This window comes from Streptomyces sp. JK94, assembly GCF_053613315.1.
On sequence record NZ_JBSICH010000026.1, the window covers coordinates 103185 to 126001 of the forward strand.

At 72.1% G+C, this 22817-nt stretch carries 18 protein-coding genes and 1 riboswitch; of the genes, 11 read left to right on the plus strand and 7 right to left on the minus strand.

Annotation, left to right across the window (positions count from 1 at the left end; all coding sequences use genetic code 11):
- Positions 1-22: 22 nt before the first annotated feature.
- Positions 23-967, minus strand: coding sequence for a ferredoxin family protein (locus ACVV2G_RS23225; RefSeq protein ID WP_453844677.1), 945 nt, complete (start codon positions 965-967; stop codon positions 23-25).
- A gap of 223 nt (positions 968-1190) precedes the next feature.
- Between ACVV2G_RS23225 and ACVV2G_RS23230 the strand changes: the two genes are divergently transcribed.
- Complete coding sequence (locus tag ACVV2G_RS23230) at positions 1191-2297, plus strand: CobW family GTP-binding protein (RefSeq protein WP_453844678.1); 1107 nt, start codon at positions 1191-1193, stop codon at positions 2295-2297.
- On the opposite strand, the gene ACVV2G_RS23235 is transcribed toward ACVV2G_RS23230, so the two are convergent.
- On the minus strand, positions 2294-4750 hold the full coding sequence (locus ACVV2G_RS23235) for a DNA gyrase/topoisomerase IV subunit A (RefSeq protein ID WP_453844679.1): 2457 nt from the start codon (positions 4748-4750) through the stop codon (positions 2294-2296). The two genes, ACVV2G_RS23230 and ACVV2G_RS23235, sit on opposite strands and share 4 nt — an antisense overlap.
- Before the next feature lie 286 nt (positions 4751-5036).
- On the opposite strand from ACVV2G_RS23235, the gene ACVV2G_RS23240 reads away from it, so the two are divergent.
- The 4 genes from ACVV2G_RS23240 to ACVV2G_RS23255 all read left to right on the plus strand — a co-directional run bounded on the left by ACVV2G_RS23240 (position 5037) and on the right by ACVV2G_RS23255 (position 9818).
- Positions 5037-6404, plus strand: a complete 1368-nt coding sequence (locus tag ACVV2G_RS23240) for a M16 family metallopeptidase (protein WP_453844680.1) — start codon at positions 5037-5039, stop codon at positions 6402-6404.
- Complete coding sequence (locus tag ACVV2G_RS23245) at positions 6401-7789, plus strand: M16 family metallopeptidase (RefSeq protein WP_453844681.1); 1389 nt, start codon at positions 6401-6403, stop codon at positions 7787-7789. Before ACVV2G_RS23240 ends, ACVV2G_RS23245 begins: the two co-directional genes overlap by 4 nt.
- A 191-nt stretch (positions 7790-7980) precedes the next feature.
- Positions 7981-8145, plus strand: a riboswitch (cyclic di-AMP (ydaO/yuaA leader).
- A 12-nt stretch (positions 8146-8157) separates the two neighbouring features.
- Entirely contained in the window at positions 8158-8922 is a 765-nt protein-coding gene (locus ACVV2G_RS23250) for a M23 family metallopeptidase (protein WP_453844682.1), read from the plus strand.
- Between the two features lie 200 nt (positions 8923-9122).
- Positions 9123-9818 (plus strand): GntR family transcriptional regulator, encoded by a 696-nt coding sequence (locus tag ACVV2G_RS23255; RefSeq protein WP_453844683.1) that lies wholly within the window; start codon positions 9123-9125, stop codon positions 9816-9818.
- Between the two features lie 138 nt (positions 9819-9956).
- Here ACVV2G_RS23255 and ACVV2G_RS23260 read toward each other — a convergent pair whose 3' ends face one another.
- Complete coding sequence (locus tag ACVV2G_RS23260) at positions 9957-10238, minus strand: HPr family phosphocarrier protein (RefSeq protein WP_453844684.1); 282 nt, start codon at positions 10236-10238, stop codon at positions 9957-9959.
- A 201-nt stretch (positions 10239-10439) separates the two neighbouring features.
- Between ACVV2G_RS23260 and ACVV2G_RS23265 the strand changes: the two genes are divergently transcribed.
- The 4 genes from ACVV2G_RS23265 (at position 10440) to ACVV2G_RS23280 (ending at position 16054) form a co-directional block, all read left to right on the plus strand.
- Positions 10440-13505: a bifunctional acetate--CoA ligase family protein/GNAT family N-acetyltransferase gene (locus ACVV2G_RS23265; protein ID WP_453844685.1), complete on the plus strand. Its 3066-nt coding sequence runs from the start codon at positions 10440-10442 to the stop codon at positions 13503-13505.
- 62 nt (positions 13506-13567) lie between these two features.
- On the plus strand, positions 13568-14164 hold the full coding sequence (locus ACVV2G_RS23270; protein ID WP_453844741.1) for a DUF5998 family protein: 597 nt from the start codon (positions 13568-13570) through the stop codon (positions 14162-14164).
- Entirely contained in the window at positions 14164-15357 is a 1194-nt protein-coding gene (locus tag ACVV2G_RS23275; RefSeq protein ID WP_453844686.1) for an alkaline phosphatase family protein, read from the plus strand. The genes ACVV2G_RS23270 and ACVV2G_RS23275 overlap by 1 nt, the downstream gene beginning before the upstream one ends.
- 46 nt (positions 15358-15403) lie before the next feature.
- On the plus strand, positions 15404-16054 hold the full coding sequence (locus ACVV2G_RS23280; protein WP_453844687.1) for a thymidine kinase: 651 nt from the start codon (positions 15404-15406) through the stop codon (positions 16052-16054).
- Between the two features lie 137 nt (positions 16055-16191).
- Here the strand turns inward: ACVV2G_RS23280 and ACVV2G_RS23285 are convergent, their stop codons facing one another.
- A complete protein-coding gene (locus ACVV2G_RS23285) occupies positions 16192-17013 on the minus strand; it encodes a VOC family protein (protein ID WP_453844688.1) in 822 nt (273 codons plus the stop codon).
- Between the two features lie 252 nt (positions 17014-17265).
- Between ACVV2G_RS23285 and ACVV2G_RS23290 the strand changes: the two genes are divergently transcribed.
- Positions 17266-18117, plus strand: a complete 852-nt coding sequence (locus tag ACVV2G_RS23290) for a sulfurtransferase (RefSeq protein WP_453844689.1) — start codon at positions 17266-17268, stop codon at positions 18115-18117.
- 247 nt (positions 18118-18364) lie between these two features.
- Here the strand turns inward: ACVV2G_RS23290 and ACVV2G_RS23295 are convergent, their stop codons facing one another.
- Together ACVV2G_RS23295 and ACVV2G_RS23300 are read right to left on the minus strand one after the other, a co-directional pair.
- The gene (locus tag ACVV2G_RS23295; protein WP_453844690.1) at positions 18365-19207 is read right to left on the minus strand and encodes an IS5 family transposase; all 843 of its coding nucleotides are present in this window, start codon (positions 19205-19207) and stop codon (positions 18365-18367) included.
- Positions 19208-19438: 231 nt separating this feature from the next.
- On the minus strand, positions 19439-20458 hold the full coding sequence (locus ACVV2G_RS23300) for an aldo/keto reductase (RefSeq protein ID WP_309032744.1): 1020 nt from the start codon (positions 20456-20458) through the stop codon (positions 19439-19441).
- A 150-nt stretch (positions 20459-20608) separates the two neighbouring features.
- Between ACVV2G_RS23300 and ACVV2G_RS23305 the strand changes: the two genes are divergently transcribed.
- A complete protein-coding gene (locus tag ACVV2G_RS23305) occupies positions 20609-21199 on the plus strand; it encodes a TetR/AcrR family transcriptional regulator (protein WP_453844691.1) in 591 nt (196 codons plus the stop codon).
- Positions 21200-21539: 340 nt separating this feature from the next.
- Here the strand turns inward: ACVV2G_RS23305 and sepH are convergent, their stop codons facing one another.
- The gene (sepH, locus tag ACVV2G_RS23310; RefSeq protein ID WP_453844692.1) at positions 21540-22592 is read right to left on the minus strand and encodes a septation protein SepH; all 1053 of its coding nucleotides are present in this window, start codon (positions 22590-22592) and stop codon (positions 21540-21542) included.
- Positions 22593-22817: the final 225 nt, after the last annotated feature.

Here is a 22817-nt window from a genome sequence, read left to right on the forward strand (position 1 = left end):
GCGCCGTGCGCCGACGGGCCGCTCAGCCGGCGAGCGCCGCCGTCACCGACAGTTCGCGCACCGCCGTGACCCGCACCCGCGCCGGCGAGCCCAGCACCGACGCCCCGCAGCTCTCCGGACGCGGGGGAGCGGACGCGCCCTGCGCGACGCTGACCCGCCAGCGCCGGCCGTCGCGGTGGGCCAGGGTCACCTCCCAGCGCGGTGCGGCTCCGTCCGTCCGCACGACGCGCAGGGCCTGGGCCGCATCCTCCCCGACGGCCGCGCGCACGGCCAGCTCGGCCGCCTGTCCGGGGCGCTCCCACGCGGAGTTCCCGCGGCAGCCGTCGGTGACGACCCGCCCCTCCCGGGCACCGCCGAGGACCTCCTTGACGGTGTGCGCCCGGACCCGGCCGTACGCGTATCCGTCGGGCAGCACGAGCACCGTCGGCGAGAAGCGGTGACCGCCCAGGTGGGTGACCTCCCAGACGTCCCCCGCCCCGGAGGCGGCGAGCTCGGCGGCCAGCGGCCGGCCGAGGAGCGCGCAGCACCGGTCGCGCTTGCCGTTGGTGCACACCAGCGCCAGCGGATCACCGAGGTGGGGGCCGCCTTCGAGCGCCGAGTCGAAGGTACGGTCGTCGCCTCTGCCGAGCGCGGCGAGATCGAGGTCGAGCAGGCGACGGGGGTCCGTGAGCGCGGCGCTGTGCAGCCACACGTTTCCCGGCACGGTGTGGGCCGCGTACACCCGGCGCTCGTCGGGGGCGCCGCGGTCGGCGTGGCGCCCTGGGCGGCGGATGAGCGCGACGCGTACGCCCGTACCCTTCGCGGCCGCCTCCAGAGCGCGTCCCAGCACCGGATCCAGGTGACTCGACGTGAGCGCCTTGGCACCCCAGGGGCCGGGCTGTTCGAGCAGCAACCAGGTCCTCGCGACGGGCGCGGTGCCCGAAACGGGTTCGTCGAGGTCCCGGGAGACGGTTGAGCACGTACTCACAGAGGTGAGCCTAACCTGACTTCCTCCCGGTCGCTTCCAGCCGCGCCTGAGCGTTGCTCCGGTCGTGGATGGGGCGGCACCGGGGCAGGGTGGAGCCCGCAGGACGGGGGGGGCCGGGTCGTCGTTCACTCCGTGCCGGCCGCGTCGGCTCGTATCCTGAGCAGGCAATTCCGTACGTGGGTGTACGCGTCGGCGTACACGTGGGTGAGAGAGAGGTCGCACGGTGGGGCAGCGCCCGACTCCGCAGCAGATCCCGGTCGTCGTACTCGCCGGATTCCTCGGCTCCGGGAAGACCACACTCCTCAACCACCTGCTCCACCGCAGCGGAGGCAGCCGCATCGGCGCCATCGTCAACGACTTCGGCTCGATCGAGATCGACGCGATGGCCGTCGCCGGCGCACTCGGCGACTCCACCGTCTCGCTCGGCAACGGGTGCCTGTGCTGTGCCGTCGACGCCGGCGAGCTGGACGGCTACCTGGAGCGCCTGGCCCGTCCCGACGCCGGCATCGACGTCATCGTGATCGAGGCCAGCGGTCTCGCCGAGCCGCAGGAACTCGTGCGCATGCTCCTCGCCAGCGAGCAGCCCGGCGTCGTCTACGGCGGACTCGTCGAGGTCGTCGACGCCGCCGAGTTCGACGCCACGCGCGCCAGGCATCCCGAGATCGACCGGCATCTGGCCCTCGCCGACCTGATCGTGGTCAACAAGACCGACCGGGTCCCGGATCCCGAGCGCGTGCTCGCTCTGGTCCGCTCGCTCGGTGACCGCGCGGCCGTCGTGCCCGCGACCTACGGTCGCGTCGACCCCGAGTTCCTCTACGACTGCCGGCCCAGTGAGGAGCGGGTGGGACAGCTGTCCTTCGACGACCTGCACGACCACTCCGGGGGAGGCGCGCACGACGGGCATCTGCACGCCGCCTACGACACCCTGTCGTTCGTCTCCGGCCTTCCGCTCGACCCGCGCCGGCTCATGGCCTTCCTCGACGGCAGGCCCGAGGGCCTGTACCGGATCAAGGGCTACGTCGACTTCGGCCCGTACGACACGCGGAACCGGTACGCCGTCCACGCCGTCGGCCGGTTCCTGCGCTTCTACCCGGAGCCGTGGGCGCCCGACGACGACCGCCGCACCCAGGTGGTGCTCATCGGTTCCGGCATCGACGCGCCGGCCCTCCGCGAGGAACTCGACGCGTGCCGACGGCCCGCCGACGCCCCGCCCGCCGACGAACACGGCATGTGGGGCGTCCTGCGCTACGTACCGGACCCGGATGCCGGGGACCCGGGCGCCGGACCTTACGTCGAGGCGCCGCCGCCCGGCTCCCAGGGTGCGGTCTAAGCCGGACCCGTCACCACGGCCACCGTCTTCGGCAAGGACACGCCCGAGCCGTCACGGCGCGGGTCGATGTCCGGGAGCTGGGCAGGAGAGCCGTTCTTCTGCGCGGCGAGCGCGGGGTTGGCGCCCGCCCAGGCGAAGGCCAGGCAGTCCTCGCCCTTCAGGAACCGCTGGCAGCGCACGCCACCCGTGGCACGGCCCTTGCGCGGGTACTGGTCGAACGGGGTGAGCTTGGCCGTGGTCTGCACGGAGTCGTCCAGCGTGCCGCGCGAACCGGCGACCGTGAAGACCACCGCGTCCGCGGCCGGGTCCACCGCCGTGAAGGAGATGACCTTGGCTCCGTCGGCGAGCTTCACGCCCGCCACACCGCCCGCCGGGCGGCCCTGCGGGCGGACCTGCGCGGCCTGGTAGCGCAGCAGTTGCGCGTCGTCCGTGATGAAGACCAGGTCCTCGTCACCGGAGCGCAGCTCGGCGCCGCCGACGATCCGGTCGCCCTCCTTGAGGGAGATGACCTCCAACTCGTCCTTGTGGGACGGGTAGTCGGGCACCACGCGCTTGACGACGCCCTGCTCGGTCCCGAGCGCGAGCCCCGGCGACGACTCGTCCAGCGTGGTCAGGCAGATGACCGTCTCGTCGTCCTCCAGCGAGACGAACTCCGCCAGCGGTGCACCGCCGGAGAGGTTCGGCGTGGGCATGGACTCCGGGAGCTGGGGGAGGTCCACGACGTTCACCCGCAGCAGCCGGCCGGCGGACGTCACCACACCCACCTCGCCGCGGGCCGTGGCCGGCACCGCCGAGACGATCAGGTCGTGCTTGACGCGCTTGGCGCCGGCCTCCGCGACCAGAGGTGCGTCGTTCGCGGTGCGGGCCATGAGCCCCGTCGACGAGATCAGCACCCGGCAGGGGTCGTCCGCCACCTGGAGCGGCACCGCGGCCACCGGAGCCCCGGAGGACTCCAGCAGGACCGTACGACGGTCGGTGCCGAACTTCTTCGCCACCGCCGCCAGTTCGGCGGAGACCAGCTTGCGCAGCTCCGCGTCCGAGTCGAGGATCCGGGTCAGCTCCTCGATCTCCGCGTTCAGCCGGTCCTTCTCGGACTCCAGCTCGATGCGGTCGAACTTGGTGAGCCGGCGCAGCGGCGTGTCCAGGATGTACTGGGTCTGCACGTCGCTCAGCGAGAACCGCTCCACCAGGCGCTGCTTGGCCTGTGCGGAGTTCTCGCTGGAGCGGATGAGGCGGATGACCTCGTCGATGTCGACCAGGGCGGTGAGCAGGCCCTCGACCAGGTGCAGGCGGTCGCGGCGCTTGCTGCGGCGGAACTCGCTGCGGCGCCGAACGACGTTGAAGCGGTGGTCGAGATAGACCTCCAGCAGCTCCTTGAGGCCCAGGGTGAGGGGCTGGCCGTCCACCAGGGCGACGTTGTTGATGCCGAAGGACTCCTCCATCGGCGTCAGCTTGTAGAGCTGCTCCAGGACCGCCTCGGGCACGAAGCCGTTCTTGATCTCGATGACCAGGCGCAGCCCGTGCTGGCGGTCGGTGAGGTCCTTGACGTCGGCGATGCCCTGCAGCTTCTTCGAACCGACCAGGTCCTTGATCTTCGCGATGACCTTCTCGGGGCCGACGGCGAAGGGCAGCTCGGTGACGACCAGGCCCTTGCGGCGGGCCGTCACGGTCTCCACGGACACCGTCGCGCGGATCCTGAACGTGCCGCGGCCCCTCTCGTAGGCGTCCCGGATGCCGGGCAGACCGACGATCCGGCCGCCGGTGGGCAGGTCGGGGCCCGGCACGTGCTTCATCAGGGCTTCGAGGTCGGCGTTCGGGTACCGGATCAGGTGCCGGGCGGCCGCGATCACCTCGCGCAGATTGTGCGGCGGCATGTTCGTGGCCATACCGACCGCGATGCCCGAGGCGCCGTTGACCAGCAGGTTCGGGAAGGCGGCGGGCAGTGCCACCGGCTCCTGCTCCTGGCCATCGTAGTTGGGACCGAAGTCGACGGTGTCCTCGTCGATGGACTCCGTCATGAGGCTGGTCGCCTCGGCCATCCGGCACTCGGTGTACCGCATGGCGGCCGGCGGGTCGTCGTTGCCCAGCGAGCCGAAGTTGCCGTGGCCGTCCACCAGGGGCACGCGCATGGAGAAGGACTGGGCCATGCGCACCAGGGCGTCGTAGATCGACGCGTCGCCGTGCGGGTGCAGCTTGCCCATGACCTCGCCGACGACACGGGCGCACTTCACGTAGCCGCGCTCGGGCCGCAGGCCCATCTCGTTCATCTGGTACACGATGCGGCGGTGCACCGGCTTGAGGCCGTCGCGGGCGTCCGGCAGCGCACGGGAGTAGATGACCGAGTACGCGTACTCGAGGAAGGAGCCCTGCATCTCGTCGACGACGTCGATGTCGAGGATCCTCTCCTCGAACGAGTCGTCGGGCGGCGGGGTCTTCGTGCTACGGCGGGCCATCGCTGCCGGCTCCTTGCTGAGCGTGAACGGTGATCTGACGCGGTCCATTGTGGACCGCGGCACTGACAGCGACCGACCAGGACCCGTCACGGGCTGCCCGGCCCGGCGCTGCCCGCAGGGTACGCCCTCGCACCCGGAGGCCCGCCAACCCCGTTCTCGCTCTCGGCGTACGAGGCACGGGAACTCCACCGGCGGCCCGCACGCTTGCATACAGTGGCAGGACCGGCGGAATTCCGCAGTTCCGCCCGACGATTCCACTGAGGATTTCGCGATCGAAGGGACGTACATGCCCATGGGTCACACGGCCACAGCCCAGGCAGACTCCGGCGGCCTGACAGCGACCGAGCACCGCCTGGCCAACGGCCTGCGCGTGGTGCTCTCCGAGGACCACCTGACCCCGGTCGCGGCGGTGTGCCTCTGGTACGACGTCGGCTCGCGCCACGAGGTCAAGGGGCGCACCGGCCTGGCTCACCTTTTCGAGCACCTGATGTTCCAGGGCTCCGCCCAGGTCAAGGGCAACGGTCACTTCGAACTGGTGCAGGGCGCCGGCGGCTCGCTCAACGGCACCACCAGCTTCGAGCGCACCAACTACTTCGAGACCATGCCCGCCCACCAGCTGGAGCTCGCCCTCTGGCTGGAGGCCGACCGCATGGGTTCGCTGCTCGCCGCCCTGGACGACGAGTCGATGGAGAACCAGCGGGACGTCGTCAAGAACGAGCGCCGCCAGCGCTACGACAACGTCCCCTACGGCACGGCGTTCGAGAAGCTGACCGCCCTCGCCTACCCGGAGGGCCACCCCTACCACCACACGCCGATCGGCTCCATGGCCGACCTGGACGCGGCGACCCTGGAGGACGCGCGCGCGTTCTTCCGCACGTACTACGCGCCGAACAACGCGGTGCTGTCGGTCGTCGGCGACATCGATCCGGAGCAGACGCTCGCCTGGATCGAGAAGTACTTCGGTTCCATCGCCTCGCACGACGGCAAGCAGCCGCCCAGGGACGGCTCGCTGCCCGACGTCATGGGCGAGCAGCTGCGCGAGGTCGTCGAGGAGGAGGTGCCGGCCCGCGCCCTGATGGCGGCCTACCGCCTGCCGGAGGACGGCACGCGCGCATGTGACGCGGCCGACCTGGCCCTCACCGTCCTGGGCGGCGGCGAGTCGTCCCGCCTGTACAACCGGCTGGTGCGCCGCGACCGCACGGCCGTCGCCGCCGGCTTCGGTCTGCTGCGGCTCGCCGGAGCGCCCTCCCTGGGCTGGCTGGACGTGAAGACGTCCGGTGACGTGGAGGTGCCGGTCATCGAGGCCGCCATCGACGAGGAGCTCGCCCGGTTCGCCGAGGAGGGCCCCACGGCCGAGGAGATGGAGCGCGCCCAGGCCCAGCTGGAGCGCGAGTGGCTGGACCGCCTGGGCACGGTAGCGGGCCGCGCCGACGAACTGTGCCGGTACGCCGTCCTGTTCGGCGACCCGCAGCTCGCCCTCACCGCCGTGCAGCGGGTGCTGGAGGTGACGGCCGAGGAGGTCCAGGAGATCGCCAAGGCCCGCCTGCGCCCCGACAACCGCGCGGTGCTCGTCTACGAGCCCACCGCACCCGCCGACGCGACCGCCGCCGGCCCGGACGACGCCACCGACGAGAACGAGGAGGCGGCCAAGTGACCGAGCTCGCCACCATGGAATTCCACCAGCAGCCGCAGGCCGGCGAGCCCAGGCCGTGGGCGTTCCCGGCACCGGAGCGCGGCAGCCTCGGCAACGGCCTGACCGTGCTGCGCTGCCACCGCCCCGGCCAGCAGGTCGTCGCCGTAGAGGTGCTGCTCGACGCGCCCCTGGACGCCGAGCCCGCCGGTCTCGACGGTGTCGCCACGATCATGGCGAGGGCCTTCTCCGAGGGCACCGACAAGCACTCCGCCGAGGACTTCGCCGCCGAGCTGGAGCGCTGCGGCGCCACGTTGGACGCGCATGCCGACCACCCCGGCGTCCGGCTGAGCCTGGAGGTGCCCGTCTCGCGTCTCGCCAAGGCCCTCGGCCTGGTCGCCGACGCCCTCAGGGCGCCCGCGTTCGCGGACGGCGAGGTGGAACGGCTGGTCCGCAACCGGCTCGACGAGATCCCGCACGAGCTGGCCAACCCCGCCCGTCGTGCCGCCAAGGAGCTCTCCAAGGAGCTGTTCCCGGCCGGGACGCGCATGTCGCGCCCCCGCCAGGGCACCGAGGAGACGGTCGCGAACATCGACTCCGCGGCCGTGCGCGCCTTCTACGAGAAGCACGTCCGGCCCGCCACGGCCACCGCCGTGGTCGTCGGGGACCTCACCGGTGTGGACCTCGACGCGCTGCTCGGCGAGACGCTGGGCGCGTGGACCGGCTCCGCCGCCGAGCCGCGCCCCGTGCCCCCGGTGACCGCCGACGACAGGGGACGGGTGGTCATCGTGGACCGCCCCGGCGCCGTCCAGACCCAGCTGCTGATCGGCCGCACCGGCTCCGACCGGCACGACCGCGTGTGGCCCGCTCAGGTGCTCGGCACCTACTGCCTCGGCGGCACCCTCACCTCGCGTCTGGACCGCGTCCTGCGCGAGGAGAAGGGCTACACCTACGGCGTACGGGCGTTCGGTCAGGTCCTGCGCTCCGCGCCCGACGGTACGGGCGCCGCCATGCTCGCCATCAGCGGCTCCGTCGACACCCCCAACACCGGCCCCGCCCTGGAGGACCTGTGGACGGTGCTGCGCAAGCTCGCGGAGGGGGGACTCACCGACGCCGAGCGCGATGTCGCCGTGCAGAACCTGGTCGGCGTGGCGCCGCTGAAGTACGAGACGGCGGCGGCCGTCGCGAGCACGCTGGCCGACCAGGTCGAACAGCACCTGCCCGACGACTACCAGGCCGCGCTCTACCGCCAACTCGCCGCGACGGGCACCGTGGAGGCGACGGCGGCGGTCGTGAACGCCTTCCCGGTGGACCGTCTGGTGACGATCCTCGTCGGCGACGCGGCGCAGATCAGGGAGCCCGTCGAGGCCCTCGGCATCGGTGAAGTCACCGTGGTGGCGGCCGAATAGCGGCACGCGCGCGTGGCGGTCCTGGTGAACCAGCGTCACCAGGGCCGCTTCTTTGTCCGAATTGAGGGAGAGGCTACCTGTCTGCCCTGTGGCATGCGCTACAAAAGACCGGTTGCGTTTGAGCTTCGAAGACAACCGCGTTTAGCGTCTTCCGGGCTGTTCGTCAGGCAGTGCGCCGCACCCGCGGCACCGGACAGTCATCGCCGAGTCCCCGTACGGCGCGAGCCAGGGGAGCCGGGGACCCACCGTAGTCCCTGGGGTGAATCGGGCGCCCGCGCGTGCAGCGAGGGGGTCCGTAGGAGACCTTCCACCTCCGAACCCGTCAGCTAACCCGGTAGGCGAGAGGGAAGGAAAGGACCAGCCTCTACATGGCGTTCACGCGCGCCACCGGGAAGCACCGCCGCCCCGGCCGGATGCACCGCACCACCACCCGCGCGGCGGGTGTCGCCGCCCTCGCCACCACCGGCGTCGTCGGCACCCTCGCGGCTCCGGCGCTCGCCGCCGAGCCCGAGGCCGAGCAGACCGGGCTCACCCCCGTCATCAGCATCGGCGACTCCGTGGCGGACGAGATCGACGCCCAGGCCGCCGCGCAGAAGCAGGCCGCGCTGGACGCCGCCGCCCGCGCGGCGGCCCAGGAAGCCGCACGCGAGCGGGCTGCCGAGGCGGCCGAGGAGGCGCGTGAGGCCAAGGAGCGTGCCGCACGCGAGGCGGAGCGCGAGCGCCTCAACACCTTCGTGTCGCCGATCACCGCCTCCTACGTCTCCACCGCCTACCGGGCCGGCAGCTCCTTGTGGTCGTCCGGCAGCCACACCGGCATCGACTTCCACGCCTCCAGCGGCACCTCCGTGCACTCGGTCGGCGTCGGCACCGTCGTCGAGGCCGGCTGGGGCGGGGCGTACGGCAACCAGGTCGTGATCAGGATGCACGACGGCACGTACACGCAGTACGGCCACCTGTCGTCCATCGGCGTCTCGGTCGGTCAGGCGGTCGAGCCCGGGCAGCAGATCGGCCTCTCCGGCGCCACCGGCAACGTCACCGGGCCGCACCTGCACTTCGAGGCCCGTACGAGCCCCGAGTACGGCTCGGACATGGACCCCGTCGCCTACCTCCGCTCCCACGGCGTGAACGTCTGACGGCGGACGGTACGGCATCCGAAAGCCCCGGCTCCCCGAGCCGGGGCTTTCGCATTTCCACCACCGGTCCCGGCGGGGCCGCTGTCCAAAAAGTATCCATGAAATCCCCCTCCCCGTCGGAATATCCGCTGTACTGGCCTAGAGTCGCTGAACACACGTCAATCGTCGACGTTTCACGGGGATAAAGGCGGAGGTCGGGCATGCGTATTCCGGCGCACTCGGTGTGCACGGCGATCCGGGACGACATCGTTTCCGGTGTCCACGGGCGCGGCAGCCGCCTCACCGAGGAACTCCTGGCCCGCCGCTACGGCGTCTCCCGCGTCCCCGTCCGCGAGGCCCTGCGCACACTGGAGGCCGAGGGGTTCGTGGTCACCCGGCGGCACGCGGGCGCGTGCGTCGCGGAACCGACCGAGCAGGAGGCGGCCGACCTGCTGGAGACCCGCATGCTCCTCGAACCCCTCGGTGCCTCCCGCGCCGCCCGGCGCCACACCGAGGCCCACCTCAAGGTCCTGCGCGGGCTGGTGCGGCTGGGGCAGGAACGCGCCAGGCAGGGGGGCGGCGAGGACCTGCGTTCGCTGGGCGGATGGTTCCACGAGACCCTCGCCCAGACCGCCGGCAGTCCCTCCCTGGCGGCGCTGCTGACCCAGTTGCGGCACAAGATCGCCTGGATGTACGTCGTGCAGGCTCCGGCCGACCCGGTGGGGTGCTGGGCGGAGCACGGCGCCATCGTCGACGCGGTGGCCCGGGGTGACGGCGAGCGAGCGCGGGCGCTCATGACGCTGCACATCGAGCGGTCGGCGCCGGCGCACCGGCTGCGCTTCGCCTCCGGCGGTGAACGGGCGGAGCGTGTGAGGAACCCGCAACGTGCCGTAAACATGCCGAGCCTGCGGCATTAACACGTGCGCCGTATACAAGGACAGGGGAATTGGGAGGGCTGTTTTCCGCTGCCCGTGAAAGGCGAATGGATTACCGGGGAAAAGTGAAACGAAAGGCCCGCCCGGTGTCCGGGCGGGCCTTTCCGGTGGTGCCGTCGGTCAGACGGTCTCGGGAAGCTCCTCGAGACCGTCGGAGACCAGCTTCGCCAGCCGGTCCAGGGCGGCGTCCGCGCCCTCGGCGTCGGAGGCGAGCACGATCTCCTCGCCACCCTGGGCGCCGAGGCCCAGGACGGCCAGCATGGAGGCCGCGTTGACGGGCGAACCGTCGGCCTTGGCGATCGTGACCGGGACGCCTGTGGCCGTGGCGGCTCGGACGAAGATGGAGGCGGGGCGGGCGTGGAGACCCTCGGCCCAGCCGACGTTGACGCGGCGCTCAGCCATGTGATGCTGCCCTTCAGGTGTTCAGGGGGGTCTGATGTTGTCTAGACCACTCTTGTCTAGACCAGTTTCCCACATCGTGAAGCGTGCCGGGACGGCTGTGCGCCGCCCCGTGTGGCCGTCGGACCGCGGCCTCGGCCCGACCTTCCGTCCTCCACAGACTGCCCCGCGCCGCTGTCGTACGCGAGCCGTACTCTGGGGCCCATGCAGACCTCGTCGGACCGGCACGAGTACCCCGCCCACTGGGAAGCCGACGTGGTGCTGCGCGACGGCGGCACCGCGCGCGTCCGCCCCATCACCGTTGATGACGCCGAGCGCCTGGTCAGCTTCTACGAGCAGGTCTCCGACGAGTCGAAGTACTACCGCTTCTTCGCGCCGTACCCTCGCCTGTCCGCCAAGGACGTCCACCGCTTCACGCACCACGACTTTGTGGACCGGGTGGGACTCGCGGCCACCATCGGCGGCGAGTTCGTCGCCACCGTACGCTACGACCGGATCGGCACCGGCGGGACACCCGCTCCCGCACCGGCGGACGAGGCCGAGGTCGCCTTCCTCGTCCAGGACGCCCACCAGGGACGCGGCGTCGCCTCGGCGCTCCTGGAGCACATCGCCGCCGTCGCCCGCGAGCGCGGCATCCGCCGCTTCGCCGCCGAGGTGCTGCCCGCCAACACCAAGATGATCAAGGTCTTCATGGACGCCGGGTACACCCAGAAGCGCAGCTTCGAGGACGGCGTGGTCCGCCTCGAGTTCGACCTCGAACCCACCGACCGCTCGCTCGCCGTGCAGTACGCGCGCGAGCACCGCGCGGAGGCGCGCTCCGTCCAGCGGCTGCTGCAACCCGGCTCCGTGGCGGTCATCGGCGCCGGCCGCACCCCGGGCGGCGTCGGCCGCAGCATCCTCGGCAACATCCGCGACGCGGGCTACACCGGCCGGCTCTACGCCGTGAACAGGGCCTTTTCCGAGGACCGGCAGGATCTCGACGGGGTGCCGGCCCGTCGCCGCGTACGTGGCATCGACGGACCCGTCGACCTCGCCGTCGTCACCGTGCCCGCCGAGCAGGTCCCCGACGTCGTCACCGAGTGCGGGGAGCACGGTGTACAGGGTCTGGTGGTGGTCTCCGCCGGATACGCCGACAGCGGCCCCGAGGGACGCGAACGCCAGCGCGCGCTGGTGCGGCAGGCGCGCACGTACGGCATGCGGATCATCGGGCCCAACGCCTTCGGGGTCATCAACACCTCCTCGGACGTGCGGCTCAACGCCTCCCTCGCCCCCGAGATGCCGCGCCCCGGCCGGATCGGCCTGTTCGCCCAGTCCGGTGCCATCGGCATCGCCCTGCTGTCCCGGCTGCACCGGCGCGGTGGCGGGGTCACCGGTGTGACGGGTGTGACGGGTGTGACGGGTGTGTCGACTTTTGTCTCGTCCGGCAACCGGGCCGACGTCTCCGGCAACGACGTCCTGCAGTACTGGTACGACGACCCGGAGACCGACGTCGCGCTGATGTACCTGGAGTCCATCGGCAACCCGCGCAAGTTCACCCGCCTGGCCCGGCGGACGGCGGCCGTCAAGCCGCTGGTCGTCGTCCAGGGGGCCCGGCACGGCGGGGTGGCACCGCAGGGACACGCCGTACGGGCGACACGGCTGCCGCACGCGACGGTCTCCGCGCTGCTCAGGCAGGCCGGCGTGATCCGGGTCGACACGATCACCGACCTGGTCGACGCGGGACTGCTGCTCGCCCGCCAGCCACTGCCCGCCGGACCGAGGGTGGCGATCCTGGGGAACTCCGAGTCACTGGGCCTGCTGACGTACGACGCGTGTCTCTCCGAAGGGCTGCGGCCGCATCCTCCGGTGGACCTGACGACGGCGGCCTCGGCCGACGACTTCCACGCGGCCCTGGCCCGGGCGCTGGCCGACGACACCTGCGACGCGGTGGTGGTGACCGCCATCCCGGCGGTGGGGGAGGGGTCGGCCGGGGACGCCGCGCTGGCCAAGGCCCTGCGTTCGGCGGCGGCCACGGTGCCCGCCAAGCCGGTCCTCGTGGTGCACGTGGAGCTGGGCGGCCTGGCGGAGGCCCTGTCCGCGGCGGCGAGCACGGCACCGCAGACCACACCGCCCGCCGGCCCCCGGGCTGCCCCGCCGCCCACCCCTCAGGGGGCTTCGCCGACCGCCGAGCACCAAGAGGCCGCCTCTCCCGCGTCCCACGCGCCCGCCCCCACCGATCCGACCACGCCCGAGGCCGCCACCGAGCCGCGGACACCCCCGCCCTCCGTGCCGCTCACGCCCGAGGCCGCCACCGAGCCGCGGACACCCCCGCCCTCCGGGCCGGGCACGCACCCGGCCACCGGTCCCCGGACGCCCCCGCCCCCCGCGCCGGTTGCCGCCGCCGAGCCCGGTGAAGGCCCCGAGGGGCTCCGCCTCATCCCCGCCTACCCCGCCGCCGAACGCGCCGTGCGCGCCCTCGCCCAGGCCGTCGCCTACGCCCAGTGGCGCCGCGACGCCGCCGACCCCGGCAAGGTGCCGGAGTACGAGGACATCGACGAGAAGGGCGCCGCCGAGCTGATAGCGGGGCACCTCGCGCGCGGGCAGGGGCTCACACTCGGCACCGAGGAGACCTGCGAGCTGCTCGGCAGGTACGGCATCCACGTCCACCACGCGCTGCCCGCCCCCACCCCCGAAGACGCCGCGGCCGCCGCGCGGACCATCGGCTACCCCGTCGCCCTCAAGGCCACCGCCCCGCACCTGCGCCACCGCGCCGACCTGGGCGGCGTACGCCTGGACCTGGCGGACGAGGAGCAGCTGCGACGGGCCTACGCCGAGTTGGCCGAGCTGTTCGGCAAGCCCGCGGAGCTGCGTCCGGTGGTGCAGGGCATGGCCCCGCGCGGTGTCGACACCGTCGTACGGGCGGTCATCGACCCGGCGGCCGGAGCGGTGCTCTCCTTCGGGCTCGCCGGGGCCGCCACCCAGCTCCTCGGCGACATGGCGCACCGGCTGATCCCGGTCACCGACCGGGAGGCCGGCTCGCTCATCCGCTCGATCCGCACGGCCCCCCTCCTCTTCGGCTGGCGCGGTTCGGCCCCCGTCGACTCCGCCGCCCTGGAGGAGCTGCTGCTGCGGGTGTCCCGGCTGGTCGACGACCATCCGGAGGTCGTCGCGGTCACCCTGGAACCGGTCGTCGTCGCCCCGCGCGGCCTGAGTGCCCTCAGCGCCTCCGTCCGCCTCGCGCCCCCTCCGGCCCGGGACGACCTGGGCCCGCGGACCCTGCCGGCGTACTGACCTCCCACGGTCCGGGACGGGAGCCGCACGAGCGTGCCGCGCAGTCAGTGCGCCCCCGTAGGATGGACGGCATGGCCAAGACCAGTACGACGACCCAGGGGCTGCGAGCGGCGATCGAGCGCAGCGGCTACTACCCGGCCCTCGTGGCCGAGGCGGTGGAGGCCGCTGTGGGCGGCGAGCCCGTCCGGTCGTACCTGGTCCACCAGGAGACGACGTTCGACCAGAACGAGGTGCGCCGGCACGTCACCGTGCTCGTGCTCACCGGCAACCGCTTCATCGTCAGCCACACCGACGAGCAGGCCGCCGACGACACCTCCCCGACGCCGTACGCCACGACCTCCACGGAGTCCGTGAAGCTCGGCAGGATCTCGTCCATCGTCGTGAGCCGCGTGGTCGCCAACCCGGAGCAGTACAAGCCGGGCACGCTGCCCCGCGAGATCGTGCTGACCATCGGCTGGGGCGCCGTCTCCCGCCTCGACCTGGAGCCCGCCGCCTGCGGCGACCCCAACTGCGAGGCCGACCACGGTTACACCGGCAGCTCGACCGCCGACGATCTCAGTCTGCGCGTCAGCGAGGCAGGGGACGGGCCGGAGACGGTGCGCCAGGCACTCGTCTTCGCCCAGGCCCTCTCCGAGGCGACCGCGGACTCCACCCGCTGATGACGCAGCCCGCAGCCTGGGACACCACCCCGGAACCGCTCCCCGTCGACTCCGCCCCCGTGCCCGAGTACGGTGCCGGTTCGCTCGCCGACCTGCTGCCCACCCTGGCCGCCGGCCTCGGCGTCCCCGGTATGACCGCCGGCATCACCGAACTGACCCCCGCCGACCGGAACTGCGTCTTCCTGATCGACGGCCTCGGCTGGGAGCAACTGCGCGCCCACCCGGAGGACGCCCCCTTCATGAGTTCGCTGCTGAGCAGCTCACGCGGCGGCACGGGGCGCCCGATCACCGCCGGGTACCCGGCGACCACCGCGACCTCCCTCGCCTCCGTCGGCACAGGCCTGCCGCCGGGCGCCCACGGCCTGCCCGGCTACACCGTGCGCGACCCCGCCACCGGGGAGCTGATGAACCAGCTGCGCTGGCGGCCGTGGACGGCGCCGGGCGCCTGGCAGCCGTACCCCACCGTCTTCCGCCTCGCCCACGAGGCGGGCGTGCACGCCGCCCAGGTCTCCTCGCCGACCTTCGAGAACACCCCGCTGACCAAGGTCGCGCTCAGCGGCGGCACCTTCCACGGCCGGCTGTCCGGCGAGGACCGGATGGACCTCGCCGCCGAGCAGCTGGCCGGCGCGGACCGTGCCCTCGTCTACACGTACTACGCCGAGGTCGACGGCGCCGGCCACCGCTTCGGCGTCGACTCCGACACCTGGCGCGGCCAGCTCGCGCACGTCGACCGCCTCGTCCAGCGTCTCGCCGAGCAGCTGCCGCCGCGCAGCGCCCTGTACGTCACGGCCGACCACGGCATGATCGACGTCCCCTTCGACGAGGACCACCGCATCGACTTCGACGAGGACTGGGAGCTCAAGGCGGGTGTCGCCCTCCTCGGCGGCGAGGGCCGTGCCCGGCACGTGTACGCCGTTCCCGGCGCGCACGACGACGTGCTGACCTGCTGGCGCGAGGTGCTCGGCGAGCAGTTCTGGGTGGCCTCGCGGGACGAGGCGATCACGGCGGGCTGGTTCGGCCCCCGCGTCGACGACCGGGTGTACGACCGCATCGGCGACGTGGTCGCCGCCGCGCGGGACGACGTCCTGCTCATCGCCTCGGAGCGGGAGCCGAAGGAGTCGGTGATGGTCGGCAACCACGGGTCGATGACCCCTGCCGAACAACTCGTCCCCCTGCTCGAAGTACGCTCCTGACACCCCGCGAACCTCCGCCTCGCTGCCGAAAGGTGCTCAACCCCTCATGTCCGAGCTGGTCTTCTTCTCCGGAACGATGGACTGCGGGAAGTCGACGCTGGCTCTCCAGATCGAGCACAACCGCTCGGCACGCGGCCTGGCCGGCATGATCTTCACCCGCGACGACCGTGCGGGCGAGGGCAAGCTCTCCTCCCGCCTCGGCCTCGTCACCGACGCGGTGGAGGTCGAGGACGGGCGGGACCTGTACGCGTACGTCGTCGACCACCTCACGCGGGGCGGACGCGTCGACTACGTGATCGCGGACGAGGCGCAGTTCCTCGCGCCCGGCCAGATCGACCAGCTCGCACGCGTGGTCGACGACCTCGACGTCGACGTGTACGCCTTCGGCATCACCACCGACTTCCGCTCCAAGCTGTTCCCCGGCTCCCAGCGGCTGGTCGAACTCGCCGACCGCGTCGAGGTGCTCCAGGTCGAGGCCCTGTGCTGGTGCGGCGCCCGCGCCACGCACAACGCCCGCACCGTGGGCGGCGTCATGGTCGTCGAGGGCGCCCAGGTCGTGGTCGGCGACGTGGCACAGTCCCCCGACGAGATCGGTTACGAAGTGCTGTGCCGACGGCACCACCGGCGCAGGATGACCAGCGCCTCGGCGCGGGCCGGCGCCCTCTCGCCGGACGTTCTGCCGGTCGCTCGCGCCTGATCCGCCCGCCGCCCGCCCCTCGTCCACCGCGCCCGTCCTTCGATCACCGAGCCCGCCCTCGTTCACCGCGATCGGGCCCGCCACCCGCCGGGCCCCGCCACCGGCCGGGCCGAGCCCCGGCCGGGGGACCGGCCCTCCTACGGGGCTCCGGTGTCACCGCGCCGGCCCTGCAGCAGCGAGAAGCGGGCGCCCTCCGGGTCGGCCACCGTCGCCACCCGGCCGTGGACGGTGTCCCGGGCCGGCCCGAGGACGTGGCCGCCCAGCCCGGCGAGGCGCTCCAGGGACTCCTCCACGTCGGCCACCTCGAAGTACGTGATCCAGTGCGGCCCGCGGTCGCGGGGCAGTGCCTGGCCGACGCCGTGGATGCCGGCGACGGGGCGGCCGTCGAGGCGCAGCGTCACGTGGTCGGAGCCGGCGGACACCTCCGGCACCGGATCGAAGCCGAACACGGTCTCGTAGAACTTGGCGACGCCCGCCGATTCGTAGGTCACCAGCTCGTTCCACGCCGGGGTGCCGGGCACGCCCGTCACGGCCGTGCCGAGGTGCGCCGCGGCCTGCCAGACGCCGAAGACGGCGCCCGCCGGGTCGGAGCCGATGGCCATGCGGCCGGCCTCGCCCGCGTCCAGTGGGCCCACACCGATCGTGCCACCGCACAGGCGTACCGTTTCGGCCGTCCGGTTGACGTCGGCGGAGGCGAAGTAGGGCGTCCAGGCGATGGGGAGCTGCCGGTCCGGGGGCAGTTGGCCGATGCCCGCCACCTCGCGTCCGTCGATCAGGGCCCGTGCGTAGGGGCCCAGTTGCTGCGGGCCGGGCTGGAACTCCCAGCCGAACAGGGCTCCGTAGAAGTCGTGGGTCGTGGCCGGCCCGTGCACCATCAGACTCACCCAGCAGGGTGTGCCGGGTGTGTGCCGGGCGTTCGTCTCGTCGTACCGGCCTGCCGACCCCCGTGCGTCGGTCATCGTCACTCTCTTCTCGGCCCTGCGCGGGCCGTGCGTCCGCTTCCGCCTGACGGATTCCGCTCTGACGGACCTTCGCGCCGATGCCGGCACCGGATCCGGTGCCGCGCGCTTCGGCGCGCCCGTGGGGCGGCCCGGGCTGTACGGGTAGTACAGCATGTGCCCGAACCCATACGCCTCGTGATCGGTACTGTCCGGCGGGCAGAGTAGCCCGACATCGGCACATCGGCCACTCGGTACGCCAGGATGGAAGCCATGAACGCCATCATCTCCGCATCCGAACTCGGCGAGGCACTGGCGGGCGAGGACCCGCCGGTCCTGCTCGACGTCCGCTGGCAGTTGAGCACGGCCAAGGCGGCCGGCGCCGCGCCGTTCGACGGCCGGGCCGCGTACGCGGCCGGGCACCTGCCCGGTGCCGTCTTCGTCGACCTGGACAGGGAACTCGCCTCCGCGCCCGGCGTCAGGGGCCGGCATCCGCTGCCCGAGGTGGCGGAGTTCGGCGCGGCGATGCGCCGTGCGGGCGTGTCGTCCGGCCGGCCGGTCGTCGTCTACGACGGTGGACAGGGATGGGCGGCGGCCCGCGCCTGGTGGCTGCTGTGCTGGACGGGTCACCCGAACGTGCGGGTGCTCGACGGCGGGTTGCCGGCGTGGCGGGGGCCGCTGTCGACGGAGGCTCCCGCTCTCGCGGAGGGCGACTTCACCCCGGAGCCGGGTGCTGCCGGGCTGCTGGACGCGGACGGGGCCGCGGCGCTGGCCCGGTCGGGGCTGCTGCTCGACGCCCGGGCGGGGGAGCGGTACCGGGGCGAGGTGGAACCGATTGATCCGGTCGGCGGGCACATCCCGGGCGCCGTGTCGGCGCCGACGACGGACAACGTGGGGCAGGACGGCCGCCTCCGGCCCGCGGAGGAACTCCGGGCACGGTTCGAGACCCTCGGCGCCTCGGCGGACGGTGCGGTCGGCGTCTACTGCGGCTCGGGCGTGTCGGCGGCCCACGAGGTGCTGGCGCTGGCGGTGGCGGGTATTCCGGCGGCGCTGTACGCGGGTTCGTGGTCGGAGTGGTCGTCGGACCCGGCGCGACCGGTGGCCGTGGGACCGGACCCGCAGTAGTCCGGACGTACAGGAGACCGGACCCGCGGCAGTTCGGGCGCACAGGAGACCGGACCGCGGTGGCCCGCACCCGCGGCAGTCCGGACCGGCGGCAGTCCGGACGCGCAGGGCCCGAGCCCGCCGCGAAGCCGACCCACCCGCGGAGGCCGGACGACCCGGGGGCCGGGCCGCACACCCCACCCGTGTGTGCGGCCCGGCCCCCGGGTCGGAAAAGAACCCCTTGGAGCTCCCGCAGATCGGCGGGCGCTCATGGGCGTCGCTTGGGGCGGTCGTCCCAGCGGTGGGTGGTCCAGGCTCGGCGGATCAGGCTACGGATGGTGATGATCGTGTCCGCGAGGTCGAAGAAGGCGTTGATGACGGTCGCACGGCGCTCGTAGCAGCGGGCAAGGCGGTGGAAGGCATTCTGCCAGGCGTGCGTGCGCTCGACATGCCACCGCTGGCTCGCCTGGATCGGCGCCTTCTCACCCTTGTGCGCGATGCGGCCGTGCAGGTTGCGGGCGGCGAGTTCGGTGCGGCTAATGTCCGAGTCGTAGCCGGCGTCCAGATGGACTGTGATGTCGTCGGGCAGCGGCCCGAGGTCGTCCAGCAGGTCCAGGGTCGGCGCGAGAAGCGGTGAGTCGTGGCGGTTCGCCCCGGCCAGGACCCGGCCGAGTGGGATCCCGTAACCATCTGTCATGCCTGAGCGTTTCAAGCCCTGCTTGCCGCGATCGACCGGTGAGGGCCCGGCGACCTCGCCGCCGCCGGGGGCCTTGGTGATGGAGCCGTCGATGGCGATCTGGTCGAGCACGAGCCCGACGATCCGGTCGTAGGACTCCAGCATGATCTGTTTGAGCCGGGCGAAGATGCCGAGCCGGATCCACTCGTCGCGGCGGTTGCGGATGGTGGTCGCCGAGCAGGTCGTGTCGGAGATCGCCTGGTAGGAGCAGCCGAAGCGCAGAAGCTGCAACAGCTTGTCGAACACGATCCGGTCGCTGATGCGGCGGCGGTGGCACCCCAGCGGGTGGGACGGATCGACCGTAGGGCGCTCAGGCAAGAACGCCGCGAATTGGTCCCAGACCGGGTCAGTCAGCCATGATGGAAGCACGGGCACAGGTCCCCCAGTGATCACAGAGCGTCGCAACTCCATGATCACCGGGTCCTGGGCCCGCCTTGTCGCCGGGGACTTCCCACGCCGTCTGTCTGCGTGAGCGCGGCGGATTATTGATGGGCCGCCAGGTGATGGAAGTCCCATAGGCAGACTATGAAGCGGAATGTGCTGTCGCCGTCTACTGCTGCAGCTTCGTGATGTCGCGCCAGAGGATGGAGGCTGTCGCTGGGACGATCAGCGTCGCCGCAGGGACGGGTCGAGCAGCGCGGGCGGGGTGTCGTTCTTCTCGTGTGCGGCGAGGTCGGCGCCGGGGGCGACGATGGCGTCGATCGCGTCGAGTACGTCGGTGGGGAGCTTGGTGTCTGCGGCGGCGAGCTGCGAGTGCAGGTGGTCCGGCGTCCGGGGGCCGATGAGCGCGCTGGTCACGCCGGGGTGCGCGGTCACGAAGCCGAGCGCGAGCTGGATCATCGTCAGGCCGGCGTCGTCGGCGACTCCGGCCAGCCGCTCGACGGCGTCGAGCCTGGCCCGGTTGGAGGGGGTGGTGGTGTCGAAGCGTTGCGGCATGAACGTTGAGCGGCTGGTGGTGATGTCCCTGCCCTCGCGGATCGCGCCCGACAGCCAGCCCGAGGCCAGTGGGCTCCATACCAGGACGCCGAGCCCGTACTGCTCTGTCACGGGCAGCACATGGGTCTCGACGCCGCGTTGCAGGATCGAGTAGCTGGGCTGTTCGGTGACGTAACGGCTCAAGTGGTGCTCGCGGGCGGCCCACTGGGCTTGCACGATGCGGTAGGCGGGAAAGGTCGAGGAGCCGAAGTAGCGGATCTTTCCCGCGCGCTGCAGGTCGGTCAACGCTGACAGGGTCTCCTCGTCGCTGGTGTTCGGATCCCACCGGTGGATCTGGTAAAGGTCGACGTGGTCGACGCCGAGCCGACGCAGGCTGTCCTCCAGCGCGGTGACCAGCCAGCGGCGCGAACTGCCCTGGCGGTTGCGCTCGTCGCCCATCGGCATGGTCGCTTTCGTGGCCAGCACGATGTCGTCGCGGCGCCCGGCGATGGCCTTGCCGACCATCTCCTCCGACTCGCCGCCGCTGTACACGTCGGCAGTGTCGATCAGGTTGATCCCCGCCTCCAGCGCGGCGTCGACGATGGCGGTGACCTCGTCCTGGGTGGTGCGCCCGATCTTTCCGAAGTTCATCGCGCCGAGCGCGAGGGTGCTGACCTGCACACCGGTGCGGCCCAAGGTGCGGTACTGCATGACCGTGTCTCCTCATGGGGGAAGCGTGGTGCATTACATGGCTTGGTTACCGGGTTCCTGCTCTGGCAGTATGAGCAAAACGGAACCTCGTTCCGGAATGATACGGAACATGGTTCCGTTTTTGCAAGCGGTGAGTGGAAGGAACGCGTGGTGAGCGACAGCTGCGAGGGCGCAGGACTGGCGGCCCCGTCTGGGCGGAAGGATGCCCGACGTAACAAGGAAACCCTGCTCGATGCGGCCGCCGCGGTCTTCGTCACGTCAGGAGTGGACGCGCCGGTACGCGACATCGCGGCCAAGGCGGGCGTCGGGCTGGGGACGATCTACCGCCACTTCCCGACGCGAGCGGACCTCGTCATCGGCGTCTACCGGCATCAAGTCGACGCCTGCGCCGATGCCGGTCCGGCCCTCCTGGCGACTAGTTCTCCGCACACAGCCCTAGGGAAGTGGATCAACCTCTTCGTCGATTTCCTGGTGGCCAAACACGGACTTGCCTCTGTGCTACAGGCCGACAACGCCGGCTTCGAGGCGCTGCATGCCTACTTCCTCGACCGTCTCCTACCCGTCTGCACCGAACTGCTCGAAGCCGCAGCCGTCGCCGGCGAGATCCGCCCCGACATCGACGCGTATCAGCTCATGCGTGGCGTCGGTAACCTCTGCATCGGCGCGGACAGCGATCCCCGCTACGACGCACGCCGGATGACCGAACTGCTCATCGCAGGGCTACGCCGACCACACCACTGACCTCGGCGACCTCGCGCGTGCGGCTCTGCCAGGAGGTCGCGCGATCGCCGCCACCCCGGATCGACCGCTCCCCTCGGTCGCCTTCGGCACCACCGAGGAAGCCGCCGCCGCGGCCCTCTTCCCCATGGTCAACAACTACGTCACCGGTCAGATACATCACCATCGACGACGGCGAAACCCTCAGCTGAAACCGGCCACCACCTGGGCTCAGACTCGAGCATGGCGGCAACACGTGCGCAGGTCTGCCCAGTGATCACAGAGCGTCGCAACTTCGTGATCACCAGGACCGGTGTCCGCCTTGTCGCCAGGGACTCCCCCACCTGCCTATCTGTGCGACCTCTTACTCCTGCTTCTTGCGCCGCGTCCCGAACACGATCTCGTCCCAGCTCGGTACCGCCGCCCGGCGGCCCGGCCGGACGCCGTCGGCCTCCGCCTGCCGGTCGGTGGAGCCGGTCAGGCGGTCGCGGTGGCTGGCCACCGAACGGGGCATGAGCACGTCGGCGTAGGCGGAACCGGCCGACGCCGCGGGCGCCGGAGCCTCCTCCACCTCGGGCTCCTCGACGGGCTCGTCCGCCGGCTCCACGGCGCGCTCGGGGACCACCAGGTCGCCCCGGAAACTCGGCACCGCCTCCAGGAGGCTGGTGAGCGAGTCGCGTTCGGCCGAGGCCGTGACGGCGGTCTCCTCGGCAGGCTCGGACGGCGGCGGGGGCAGGCTCGGCCGCTCCCGCTGCTCCCGGTCGAGGGTGCGGTCCAGGGGCCGGTCGCGCGGCAGCCGTGCGATGCGCGGGACGAACGGGAAGCTGGGCTCGGCCGCGGCGAGATCCTCCGACTCGCCGATCAGCGCGCGTGCCTCCGAGTCGACCGCCTGGACGAGCCGCCGGGGCGGGTCGTACGTCCAGCTCGCCGAGTGCGGTTCGCCCGCGACCAGGTAGACCAGCAGGACCTCCCAGGTGCCGTCGTCGCGGCGCCAGGAGTCCCACTGGACGGTGTCCTTGTCGGCGCCGCGCAGCAGCAGCCGCTCCTGGACGGCCTCGCCGAGGGGCGGACCGGAGTTCTCGCCGGGACGGCGGACGGGGGTCTTGCGGGCCCGCTCCGCCATGAAGGCGCGCTCGGCCAGCACCGGACCCTCGAAGCGCCGTACGCGATCGACGGGGATGCCGGCCATCTGGGCGACCTCTTCCGCGGTCGCGCCGGCTCGTATGCGCGCCTGGATGTCGCGGGGGCGGAGATGGCTCTCCACCTCGATCTCGATCTGGCCGAGGCGGGGACGGTCGCCGCGCACGGCGGCCCGGAGCCGCTCGTCGATCGGAAGCGTGTACTCCGTGCTGTCCGCAGCTTTCAGCACCAGCCGTGTGCCGTCATTCGAGACGGCCACGACACGCAGTTCGGGCATGGGGACCTCCCGGGTGGTGCCTGCCGACGTCACGTGCGTCGCTGCTTCCGCTCTGTCGAGTGTGGCCTGCCCGGGTGCAGCCTGCCACAACCTTGCCGAGTTGCCCGGCGTGTCGGGCAGGGGCCCTGGATCGCCGTTATGGCACGGTTACCTGTTCGCAACGCTAAGTGACCAACTTCGTCACCCAGAGTAACTAGCCCCCTCCCGGCGGTCCTTCGGGGTCCC